At 48.4% G+C, this 11,937-nt stretch carries 10 protein-coding genes; 9 read left to right on the top strand and 1 reads right to left on the bottom strand.

Annotated elements, in window-relative coordinates; translation table 11 throughout:
• Positions 1–78: 78 nt before the first annotated feature.
• Positions 79–513: a metal-dependent hydrolase gene (locus tag C7R91_RS17370; protein ID WP_047073891.1), complete on the top strand. Its 435-nt coding sequence runs from the start codon at positions 79–81 to the stop codon at positions 511–513.
• A gap of 164 nt (positions 514–677) precedes the next feature.
• Here the strand turns inward: C7R91_RS17370 and C7R91_RS17375 are convergent, their stop codons facing one another.
• Entirely contained in the window at positions 678–2,327 is a 1,650-nt protein-coding gene (locus C7R91_RS17375) for a DUF6583 family protein (RefSeq protein WP_047073893.1), read from the bottom strand.
• A 214-nt stretch (positions 2,328–2,541) separates the two neighbouring features.
• Here C7R91_RS17375 and C7R91_RS17380 point away from each other — a divergent pair, with 214 nt between their 5' ends.
• The 8 genes from C7R91_RS17380 (at position 2,542) to C7R91_RS17420 (ending at position 11,929) form a co-directional block, all read left to right on the top strand.
• A complete protein-coding gene (locus tag C7R91_RS17380; protein WP_047073895.1) occupies positions 2,542–3,462 on the top strand; it encodes a LysR family transcriptional regulator in 921 nt (306 codons plus the stop codon).
• A 90-nt stretch (positions 3,463–3,552) separates the two neighbouring features.
• Positions 3,553–4,641: a DUF418 domain-containing protein gene (locus C7R91_RS17385; RefSeq protein ID WP_236697970.1), complete on the top strand. Its 1,089-nt coding sequence runs from the start codon at positions 3,553–3,555 to the stop codon at positions 4,639–4,641.
• A gap of 98 nt (positions 4,642–4,739) precedes the next feature.
• Positions 4,740–5,843: a citrate synthase/methylcitrate synthase gene (locus C7R91_RS17390; protein ID WP_047073898.1), complete on the top strand. Its 1,104-nt coding sequence runs from the start codon at positions 4,740–4,742 to the stop codon at positions 5,841–5,843.
• 531 nt (positions 5,844–6,374) lie between these two features.
• The gene (locus tag C7R91_RS17400; protein WP_047073902.1) at positions 6,375–7,403 is read left to right on the top strand and encodes an NADH:flavin oxidoreductase/NADH oxidase; all 1,029 of its coding nucleotides are present in this window, start codon (positions 6,375–6,377) and stop codon (positions 7,401–7,403) included.
• 146 nt (positions 7,404–7,549) lie between these two features.
• Positions 7,550–8,140, top strand: a complete 591-nt coding sequence (locus tag C7R91_RS17405) for a TetR/AcrR family transcriptional regulator (RefSeq protein ID WP_236697971.1) — start codon at positions 7,550–7,552, stop codon at positions 8,138–8,140.
• A 74-nt stretch (positions 8,141–8,214) separates the two neighbouring features.
• The gene (locus C7R91_RS17410) at positions 8,215–9,594 is read left to right on the top strand and encodes an MFS transporter (RefSeq protein WP_047073907.1); all 1,380 of its coding nucleotides are present in this window, start codon (positions 8,215–8,217) and stop codon (positions 9,592–9,594) included.
• A gap of 73 nt (positions 9,595–9,667) precedes the next feature.
• Positions 9,668–11,053 (top strand): MocR-like pyridoxine biosynthesis transcription factor PdxR, encoded by a 1,386-nt coding sequence (pdxR, locus tag C7R91_RS17415; RefSeq protein WP_047073908.1) that lies wholly within the window; start codon positions 9,668–9,670, stop codon positions 11,051–11,053.
• Between the two features lie 102 nt (positions 11,054–11,155).
• Complete coding sequence (locus C7R91_RS17420; protein WP_047073910.1) at positions 11,156–11,929, top strand: HAD-IIB family hydrolase; 774 nt, start codon at positions 11,156–11,158, stop codon at positions 11,927–11,929.
• The last annotated feature ends 8 nt before the right edge of the window (positions 11,930–11,937 follow it).

Below are 11,937 nucleotides of genomic sequence, written 5' to 3' on the forward strand. Positions count from 1 at the left end.
TATGATGACATTGGGTTGCCATTCCACCAACCGTTCATAAGCTCTCAAGACTAACAAGAAAGACGGTGTGAAAGGCAAATGACATGGAAAACACATATGGTACTCGGTGCCATTGCAGGCTACTGCGCCTATCCTTCGTGGAAGGGCAGTGTCATTGGTGCAACGATGGCACTTGTACCCGATATCGATCAAGCAAATAGCAAGCTCGGAAACTTGATGGGACCTTTGTCCAAAATGCTGCAAAAAGGATTCGGCCATCGTACGGTCACACACTCCTGGGTGATTTTATTCCTTCCGTTCCTGCTGTTCGGCGATTCTTTGGCTGCCATGGCAGGGCTTTGGGGAATTTTGTCCCATCTGATCAGCGATATGCTGGTGGGACGTATTCAGTTATTGTGGCCGTTGCGAGTGGGCTGGCTCGGCATTCCGGTGTCCAAGTCGATGTATCGGACTGTGGATCGAATCGTATTTTATGTAGCGATTGTGTATATTGTGATCAAAGGTTATCAGTAAGAATAATGGACATTGAGAAAGGACCTCCCTCAGGAGGTCTCTCTATTGAATATAATCGGAATATTTAGAGCAAATCGTGATTTAATAAAAAAGCTGACATCGGTTTAGAGCGATGCCAGCTTGCTAGTAGCTATTATAAGCAGATTTTTCTTATCGCGAAACAATTAAGGCATCATGAACTGTTGCACGAGCTCAGCGTTTTCATTCATGAATTTGTCTGCGTTTTGCATGACTTCTTGTTGCGCTTCCATCATTTGTTGGTCAGTTGCCTTAGCAAAATTGATGGAGTTGTCAGCAGTCATAGCTGGAATTTCCAGTGCTTTGCCGAATTCTGCTTTGGACTTCAGCTTGAAGCTAAAGCCTTTTGGCATATCTGGAGTAGGGTTCGAGAAGTTCACTTTTACCGTGCCATCAGAATCTACACCATTGTCCGTCTTCGTCTCGTTTACGGTAACATTACCGGTTAGAGCAACAGGGTCGGAGGAGAATTCGTCTGCCACTACGAGTGCAAAGTCATAGTTTCCGGTTGTTTTCTTGTCTTGCTTGGTTGTCTCGAAAGTAGTCGAGAGGTCCAGAATTGGCTGGTCGGTCTCTTTCATCAGGATGCTGAACTTGCCCTTTGTCTTGTCTTTTTCTTCTGTCGCTCTGTAGGTGAAGGACATTTCGCCACTTTGCTGATCAGACAGGTTGTGCAGGGAGTAACGGTAGTACGTTTCAGCGCCTTTATCGTAAGAAACACTGCTGTAGACCAGTTGATCTTTTTGCTCTTTCTCATCGAGCAAGAGCTTGCGGGACAAGATTTGATGATCGCCATCCACGAGCACGACCATTCTCAATTGATCAGTTGATTTGGCGTCAGTATCTTCTGTATCCTTGATGATATCATCGAAGGCTTGCTCGTAATTTTTCTTGAATTCTTCTTTGCTGATTTCTTCTACTTTGTAGCCGCTGTCGAGCATCAGGGTAGCTACATTGTGGTAGCGGCTGTAAATCAGGTCAAACAGCTTCTGGTCTGCTTTTGCTTTTTCTGCAATTTGCTTCGCCAGAGCCGCGCCTTCTTGATCGCTGAAAGTAACGGTGATCTCTCGTGCATCAGCCTTGAGTCCTTCTTCAGAGAAAGAAACGTCTTTTTTGATGCTTACCTGGCTGTCTTTGATGCTGTCAGCATACAGCAAGGCATACGGAGTCATGACCGCTTTGAGTTCATCTTGGTTAAAATTGATCGCTTCATTTAAATCGCTATAGCTCACGAAGCGCTTCGGCAGTTCCTCGCCGCCCAGCTTTTCCTTAAGTGCATCGCGATCTTTCAGGTCCATATAAGCGTATTTAGAGTAAAACTCTGGCAGCTTGAAGCCCATAACAGAATCATTCATGAAGTACTCAAGAGTTGCCAGCTTTTTATCTTGCAGGTGAACTTCCAGGTTCCCCGATTGTTGATTTTTCTGTTCATCGATGTTGCTTTGCATCACGAACTTCGCTTTGCCCAGCATGTCGAGAATTTTTTGTGCTTGCGGGTCTGGGATAGTTGCGTCTAGGGCAATTTCACTCAACTCAGTGGTGGAGTGAACTGGTTTTTCCAGGTACGGCTTCATGTAGTCTTGGTATTCCCCGTAAGCTTTGGATGCGTCGCTGGAAAACTTCATCATGCTCTCCGCTTCCGCTTGCAGGTAAATCGTTTTTGCACTCTTAAACAAATCGTACTTGGCATAAGCGGTTCCTAAACCACCCAGCACAACGACAGCCGCTGCCCCCGCGATCAGCCATGCTTTTTTCTTGCTCTTGCGCGGTGGGTTCACGTTTGTTGCAGTTTCCATCTTTTCTCTCCCCTTTTGCTCTCTCTCTTCGCTGAATCCAATGTGCGCAATGATTTTGCGCACTCGATTTTGTATTGTACCATAAGGAGTAAGAAGGGGAACGGTTTCCAGTAAATTTCTTCAAAAATGAGGAAGAAAGACCCAAAAAGTTGCATTCTTCCTCCTTTTGTATGCATATAGAACAAAGAAAAAGCGACAGCAGGGGGGAGATCATGTGGATTTTCGCGTGCTGCAAACGTTTATGGTGGCGGCCACGACAGAAAATTTTCACCAGACAGCAGAAGCGTTGTTCATTGCGCAGCCTACTGTCAGCCAGCATATACGACAATTGGAAAAGGAATTGGGGATCAAGCTGTTTGAACGGGTCGGCAAGCGCGTTCGGTTAACGGCTGCGGGCAAACGCTACTTGCCACATGCAAAAGGACTCCTCCAACAGTGGCATAACAGTATGGAGGACTTGCAGGCTTGGAGACAAGGATATCGGGAAAAGCTTCAACTGGCTGTTTCCCCGATTATCGCCCGTGCCCGTTTTTCCCATTTGCTGCACCGTTACACCAAGCTCTATCCCGATGTAGATATCTCGATTAAAATTGTTGACTCCGTGGAAATTGGCCCGCTGGTTCAAAATGGACAGGCTGATCTGGGCTTAACCCGGATGGTGCCGGGAGAATTCCAGTTGTCTACTTATCTTTTGTACGAAGATCCTATTGTTTTTGCAGTTCCTCACAGCGGCGGAGATATGGAGGCGCCCTTGCCTGATTGGGAGCAAGAGGTGCAATCGAATCGTCTGCTGACCCATAATCACCCGGGCTACTGGGATGAGTTGCTGTTGCTTTTGCGTCAGAGGGGGCTTTCCTTGCGTACGATGGCTGTTTCGCAGGTAGACATTACAAAGCGATTCATCGAGGATGGGTTGGGCGTTTCTTTTTTGCCTCGGACGGCTGTCGATCGGGATTTGTTTGAAAACCGCTTTATTGAACTGCCCACACCTGGCCTCGTGTTACCGAAGGTCGCTTCTTATTTGCTGGTACCCAAAGCAGGGATAAGCGAGCCAGCGCAGCATTTTATGGAAATCTTGCATTCCTTGTATCCACCGATGCCGCTTGTTCTGCCGGGGGACGGACATAGAAAATAACAAGCCTGTAAGGTAGAGGTAAGGTGAATCGATAGTTTTGATGAGTATATGTATGCTAAACTGAACCCTGCTTAAAGACAGCAGGAGGGAATGACGAATATGCAGGCTGAACCAATCACACAGAAGGATCGGATTTATTCTATTGATATTGTAAGGGGATTGGCATTGTTCGGGATTTTGCTGGTGAACTTGCCAGGCTTTATCATGTATTCAGAAGACGTTCCTATGCCAATAGAGGCGGGGATCGATGCGTGGATTCGCTTGAGCTATGATTTATTCATTCAGACGAAATTTTTCGGGATCTTTTCGTTTCTGTTTGGCTTGGGTTTTTACATTTTTATGTCACGGGCTGAACAGCGTGGACAAAAAGTATTTCGCCTCTTCAGCAGACGGTTGTTCGCGATGTTTGCTATTGGTGTCATTCACGTTGTTATTTGGTTTGGCGATATTTTGACAGTGTACGCGCTTCTCGGCTTTTTACTGATGCCATTTTATCGAAGAAAGTCTTCTACGATTCTAGCATGGGCAGCCAGTCTGGGAGGAGTGTACATGCTCACTCAAGGCGTGGCACTTGTACAGACGCTCAATGGTCAAGAAGTCTATCCATTTGTAGCATCACTCCAGACGACATTGATACCGATCTTTGTGATGTTCCTGTTTGGTTTGTATGCGGGAAAACGCGGTTTGATTGCTCAAATTCGCGAGCATAAATCATTGTTGAAACGAATCGCTGTAACTACTTTGGCAATCAGTCTTCCGATCGCAGCAGGGATTGTGTGGGCTAGCGGTGTCGTCTTTGGTTCAAAGCTTGAACAGGTGAATAAAATACTGGTTGATCTGAGTACGCTGCCTATGGCGCTGTGCTTTATAGCCAGCTTGTTTCTGTTGCTGGATCGTGAGCCTGTACGGAAAGTTCTCCAGCCATTTGCCTACACGGGACAAATGGGGTTATCGACTTATTTGGGTCAGACAGTCATCATGACCATTTTGATTCCTTTGTTCAGTATTACAGCCATGCCGCTCTCTTCTTGGTTTTTGCTCGCGCTGCCGATCTATGCGTTTCAATTACTCGCAAGCTGGCTGTGGCTGAAGCGATTTAATCGAGGGCCGATGGAAAAGCTGTGGCGCTTCCTGACGTACGGACGTAAAAAGAAGGCAGTTCCAGCTCCTGCTAACTGATTGTAAAATGTGATCAAAACCCCGTTTTTCTTCTATTTCCCTTCACGATTATGAATCGATATACTGAAGAGAAAAGAGATGAAAATGGAGTGGTGTTCATGACAAAACAACATCCTTTGGCTATCGGCTTGGATGGTATCGCCGTAGCAGAAACAGACCTTAGTTTGGTGGATGGGATTAATGGACTGCTGGTGTACCGCGGTCATTGGGCGCGTGATTTGGCTATTCACCACACATTTGAGGAAGTGGCACACCTGCTCTGGTTCGGACATTTGCCAAGCGAGCAGGAGTTGACGGATTTAAAAGATAAGCTCAAAGCAAACCGTGAGCTGCCGGAGCACGTAAAAGGAATCCTGAAGCTGATCCCGGCAGATGTAGATATGATGAGTGTCCTGCGTACAGGTGTTTCGGCGCTGGGCAGTTCCTCGCACGGCTTCCCGCCAACCATCGATGAGGTGATTGCGCTGGCTGCCAAGATGCCCACAATCGTTGCGTATCGCTTCGCTTGTCTGGAGGGCCGCGAGCCTCTGGCACCAAATCCGGAGCTGGATCATACAGCGAACTATCTGTATATGCTCAAGGGCGAAAAGCCGAAAGCGGCACACGTACGTGCACTGGATGCGTACCTGATTTTGACGCAGGAGCATGGCATGAATGCATCCACATTCTCCGGTCGTGTCGTCAGCTCAACTGAATCCGATCTGATTTCTTCCATTACGGCAGCAATCGGAACCCTCAAAGGGCCATTGCATGGTGGAGCACCATCTGAAGTGACGGAGATGATCGAGGCGATCGGCACGAAGGAAAATGCAGAGCCGTGGTTGCGCAACAAGCTGGAGAGCGGCGGACGTTTGATGGGCTTCGGACACCGTGTCTATAAAACGATTGATCCGCGTGCAACTGCTCTGCGCGTCGTTGCATCCGAGCTGTCGTCCAACGATCCGTGGTTCGATCTGGCGACACATGTAGAAAAAGTAGGCTTGCAGCTGCTGGAAGAGTACAAACCAGGCCGCAAGCTGAATACAAACGTGGAGTTTTTTGCAGCAGCTGTCATGCGCGCAGTTGGTTTGGACGACAATTTGTTTACGCCGACATTTGCCGTGAGCCGTGTGGTCGGTTGGAGTGCGCACATTCTGGAGCAGGCAGGCAAAAACCGCATTATTCGCCCGCAATCCAATTACATTGGCACGATGCCAGAATAATAAAGACGTAAATTATAAAAGCTATCCGTTATGCGGATGGCTTTTTTACATAGAATATCGCTGTGGTGAAGAGAAGAATATTTCCAGTCTAGGCTCCAGGCTTCGTCCCGCTGAGGGCTGAGACTGTCCNNGGACTCCACAAGTCGCTACGTCTGGAAATATTCTTCTCTGGCGTAACTGATGATGTTCTTCAATCTTTAAGTCTTTAAAAACCCGTTTAAGCACGGAAAGCTCGTAGAGGAAACAGGAGAAAAAAGCGAAGATCTTTGGTACACCGACCAAGACGGAATGCAAAAAGCGAAACACGCACTTAAGCGTCCACCTCTGAAAAACATCCTGAAAGAACTACTTTGGACGCGGTTTCGCTTTTTGCATGGAGGCGGGCAGTGAATCCCTCAGCGGGTGGGACAAGAAGCTGAGCGTTTTCTCCTGTTTCCTCCCCACCACAGCAGCTGGACAAAAGTGCAACTTGGGATTGCAGAAGATGCTTACTTTTGGCATGATAATAAAAAAAAGTAAGGAGTGGATCAAATGGCGTTGTTGTCTACCCCGTTTCAGTTTAAAGGACTTAGCTTGAAAAATCGGATTGTCATGCCGCCGATGTGCCAGTACTCTGTGGATGCACACGATGGAACACCAACGGATTGGCATTTTGTTCATTATGTTTCTCGTGCAGTAGGCGGAACCGGTCTGATCATCGTGGAAATGACCGATGTCGAGCCAGATGGCAGAATTTCCAACGGTGATTTGGGCTTGTGGTCTGACGAACAGATTCCGGCGTATGCGCGGATCGTCTCCGAGGTTCATAAGTATGGGGCCAAAATCGGCATACAGATTGCTCATGCGGGCCGCAAAGCGGAAGACGCAGAAGTGCCTGTATCCGCATCCGCGATTGCTTTCCCAGGGGCGCGATACAAAACGCCACGGGCGTTGACGACAGAAGAGGTCAAGCAAATGGTCGTCAAGTTCCAGGACTCAGCGAGACGTGCGGTGGAAGCAGGGTTTGATACCATTGAAATCCATGGTGCACACGGATACTTGATTCACCAGTTCCACTCCCCTTTGACGAATCAGCGAGACGATGAGTACGGGCGGGATAAAGCGCTGTTTGGCGTGGAAATTATTCAGGCGATCAAAGAAGTCATGCCAGCTGACATGCCGCTGATCATGCGCGTCTCAGCTGTAGAGTACGTGGATGGTGGATATGGGCTGGATTACAGCACGGAGCTGTGCCGCCGTTACAAGGAAGCAGGTGTGGATATTTTCCATATTTCCAGCGGCGGGGAAGGACCGATTGGTTCAGCAGGACGTCCAGGTGTTCATCCTGGCTATCAAGTACCATTGGCACGAGCGATCAAGCAGGCACTGGATGTCCCGGTTATTGCAGTCGGCAACCTCGATGATCCAAAAGTGGCGGAAGCATCCATTGGCAATGGTGATACGGATTTGGTAGCAGTCGGGCGTGGTATGCTGCGTGATCCTTATTGGGCACTGCATGCAATTCATGAGCTGTCGGCGGATGAGCTGCAGCCACCGAAGCAATATTCAAGAGCGTTTTAATCTGGTAAAAGAGCGATGGGCTTTCCTTTCGACTGAATGGGTCGGGGAAAGCCCTTTTCTATGGTGAGCCCTTGACACTTATTTACAGTCGGTTTAAGATGAATGTCAGTCAGTACTGACAATCACTTCCGGGAATGAGGATAGCAATGAGCAGCAGCAAAAGTCTTACAAGCAGCGAAAAATTGATGATAGCCGCAATCGATCTCATCGCGGAAAGAGGCTACAACGGCGTAACCACGCAAGAAATTGCCACTGCGGCAGGATTGAGCGAGAAGACGTTGTTTCGTCACTTCGGCAGCAAGCGGAATTTGCTGGAGAGCGCCTTTGACCGTTTTCATTACACGGAAGAACTGACAAAGCTTTTCGCGGAGAAGCTTACGTGGGATTTGCGCGAGGATTTGCTTTTAATCAGCCGAACGTATCACGAAATGATGAACCGCAATCGGAAAATGATTTTGATTAGCATTAAGGATGAGGCCCATTTACCCGGATTCCGCGAGCGGACACAAAAGCACCCGCGACAGTTGATGGTACTTTTTACAGATTACTTCAAAGAGATGGGCAAAAAGGGCAAGATGATCCAAACAAACCCGGAGGCACAGGCGACTGCCTTTATGGTTATGAATTTCGGGGCGTTTTTGAACGATCTGGATGGCACTAGCAATTTTTCAGGGATATCCCTAGATGCATTTATCAAAGAGAGTGTAGAGGTTTTCGCTAGGGGTTTGACTCCCTAGTTTTTTTATCACTTCTATGTCAGTCAGTACTGACAGTCAAAACACGAATAACAAAGTGAAGGGGAAGATACGGCATGGAAGCGACAAAAACGCAGCAAAACAGTGAAATACTAATCCGAATCTTGATGTTTACCTTGGTCATATCCTCCATGAGTGCTTTGGTGTTTAACATTGCACTCCCCGAAATTAGCAAGGAGTTTGGTTTGAGCATAGCGCAGGTGAGCTGGCTATCGACCGCATATGGATTGTTATACGCGATCGGAACCGTGACGTATGGCAAGCTGGCGGATCGATACAAGCTCAAGAATTTGCTGACGTTTGGACTCTTGGTGTTTACGGCTGGCTCGTTTTTCGGGTTGGTCTCCGATTCCTTTTCGATGGCCCTTTTCGGAAGGTGCTTGCAGGCAGTAGGGGCGGCTGTCATTCCGGCTACTGCGATGCTCATTCCTTTGCGATACTTCCCGCCTGAGCGCAGGGGTTCAGTTTTAGGAAGAACGGCAGTAGGGTTGGCTCTTGGCGGTGCACTCGGTCCTGTGGTCGCGGCGTTAATCGTCAGCTTTGCCCATTGGCGCTGGCTGTTTTCCATACCGCTCCTGATCTTGCTAACGCTGCCGTTCTACCGCAAATATTTGGAGGATGAGGAGATCGGGTCTGGTGGGAAGTTTGATTGGGTGGGTGGCTCCTTACTTGCGATCAGCGTGACGTCACTGCTTTTGGGAGTAACGAATGGATCGTGGTGGTTTGCATTGGCGAGTTTGGTTACGTTGCTCCTCTTCGTCGTACGAATTCGTTCGGTAGCTGATCCGTTTGTCCAGCCGAAGGTATTTGCCAACAAGCAGTATACAATCGGGATTCTGATGGCATTTCTCATAAATGGAATGGGGATATCGCTTTATTATCTCAGTCCGCTGCTCTTGGCTCAGGTGCAGCAGCTATCGACGAGCTGGATCGGCTTTGTGATGGTTCCAGCGGCGATCGCTTCGGCATTGCTTGGTCGTGTGGGAGGAAGGCTAGCGGACAGGCGGGGGAATGCTTTTCTGTATTTCGTTGCGTCTAGCTTACTGATTGGCTGCTTTGGGTTGCTGTCTACTTTTACAAGCGCTGCGGTTTTAGGCATTGCACTCTTCCTGATCCTGGGCAACGTGGGGCAGTCTTTTATGCAAATCTCGATGGCGAACTCGATCTCGAGGACGTTGACGAAGGAGCAGGCGGGAGTAGGCATGGGAATCTTTTCGATGCTGAGCTTCATTTCCATGGGGATCGCGTCTGCGGTATATAGCAAGGTGATCGATCTTGGCGCGACTACCAATTGGAACCCGGTGAATCCTTATACGAGCGGCTTCATTTACAGCAATATTTATCTGATGATGGCCCTGATGCATGTGTGTCTTTTGGTCTTCTTCTACTTTCAGTTCGGTAGGGCAAAGAGACAAAGCCTTCTGGCGGATAGCTGATCTTTTGTTGTTCACTCAGGCTTAATACAATATGTGGTAGACTAAAACAAAAAAGGAAGGGGGTTCCTGTTCGTTGCGAGAGCTATCTGCCATTCGTTTTACAGAGGGAGAGCCATTGTTCATCCAAATCTATCATTTTATCAAAGCGGAAATATTGCGTAACCAAATTGCGTATGAAGAATTTCTCCCCTCGATAAGAAGCTGTGCTCAATCGCTTGCTGTCAGCAAAAACACCGTGGAAGTCGCTTATCAACTACTAGTATCCGAAGGGTACGTCACTAGCATTCCGAAAAAAGGGTATCAGGTGACGTACAAGGCAGGGACTCCTTCCGGGCAGCACACAGCGGTACGAGAAGACTCTCGTATACCGCCGATTCGCTATGATTTTCGCTACGGCAACATCGAGCTGGGGGCATTCCCTTTTCATCCGTGGAATAAGCTGCGCAACAAGCTCATTTCCAAACATCAGCGCACGTATATGGTGGAGGGGCTGGCTCAAGGCGAATACATCTTGCGAAAGGAACTCTCGAAATTGCTGCATGAAACGAGAGGAGTCCTCGCCACTCCGGAGCAGATTATTATTGGAGCCACCCCGCAACAGTTAGTGTCGATTGTCGTCCAGCTTCTGGACAGAGAGAAGCATGTGATTGGCGTAGAAAATCCGGGCTATGATGGTGCGAGAAATACGTTTCTCAACGGTGGCTACCGCGTACACGGCATTTCCTTGGAGGCAGACGGTGTATCCATCGAAGAGCTGAGACAAAGCGGGGCAAGTATCATGTACGTGAGTCCTTCCCAGCAATTCATCAACAAAATGACGATGCCTCTGGGGAAACGAAACCAATTGATCGTGTGGTCGGAGTCCTTATCGCATTCTTATCTGGTAGAGGATGACTACGAATGGGAGTTCAAATATCAAGAGAGCTACATCCCTTCGATCCAGAGTCTGTCTCCCCAAAAGGTTGTCTACATTGGGCGGCTCTCCAAAGCATTGCTGCCGCTCGTAAACGTCAGCTACGTCGTCCTTCCTTACGAGCTGTTATCGCGTTTTCACCAGCGCGTGCCTGAATACGACCAACCTGTTTCCTGCTTGGATCAGTTGACACTAGCGGCGTATTTGTCCGATGGTTATTGGCATAGGCACTTGCAGCACATGCGAAAAAACTACGTGGAAAAACGAGAGGTGTTTCTTCAGGCAATCGCTCGTTACATGGACGGACGTGTGGAAATGGAAGGGAAGGATACGGGACTGCATGTGTTTTTGACCGTAAAAAGTAAGTATACGGAAGCCGAACTGATGGAGCGTGCCTATCAAAAGGGTGTAAAAGTCTATGGAACTGCCCGATACTGGCTCCATGATACAAGAGAGTATCCGATGGTATTGCTAGGGTACGGAGCATTGACTCCAGACGATATTCAGGAGGGCATTCGCTTGTTGGCTAGCGCCTGGTTCGAGTAACAGATCAGCTTTCTGTCCCACTCATCTTGAACGATCTGTCCCTTTAGCCTCGAATGGCTATCCATTACGATGGACAGAACAGCGAATGGAAAGGGTGGGAAAATGAAATTCATTTTTGATCTGGATGGGACGATCTGCTTCAAGGGTCAACCGATCTCAACGAATATTTTGGATAGCCTGCTTGCACTCGAACAGGCGGGACATACCGTAGGTTTTGCCTCCGCAAGACCATGTCGGGACATGCTGCCTGTACTCGATGAGCGGTTTGCCAACCATCTCCTCATTGGCGCGAATGGAGCGATGACACATCACCAAGGGAGCTTGCAGGGCTGCGTGCCGATCCCGGATCGTTTGGCGCATGAGATCATTAGCATTCTCGAGGATTATCGCGCGCAGTATTTCATTGATGACTCGTGGAATTACGCCCATAATTGTGTATCGACACATCCTTTTTTGAGCTATATCGATCCCAATCGGACAGCCAGCCGCGTGGACGTGGATCAACTGAATGCCGTGCTGAAAATCCTGATTTTATCGTGTGACCGTTATGAAGAATTGATGGCGAGAATCAAGGAACTCGACGTTACGCTGCATTATCATTCCGCAGAAGGCATTCTCGACCTCACGTATCGGGGGGTGAATAAATGGACTGCCCTGAATCGGTTCGATGTGGCAGGGGAGCCGTTCATCTGCTTTGGCAACGACATGAATGACTTGCCGCTGTTTGAAAAAGCGCATCATTCTGTATTGATTGGCGAGTATGAACCGCTGCTTGCATTAGCGAAGGAAAAAATCACCGTGGATGATCATGTAGAGCAGTCTATTATCGTAAAATTGCGAGAGTTGGGCGAGAAGTATGAGTTAGCTCTTCCGTAAACGGAAAA

Origin of the sequence: Brevibacillus formosus (assembly GCF_003013405.1) — a bacterium.
Lineage (GTDB): Bacteria > Bacillota > Bacilli > Brevibacillales > Brevibacillaceae > Brevibacillus > Brevibacillus formosus.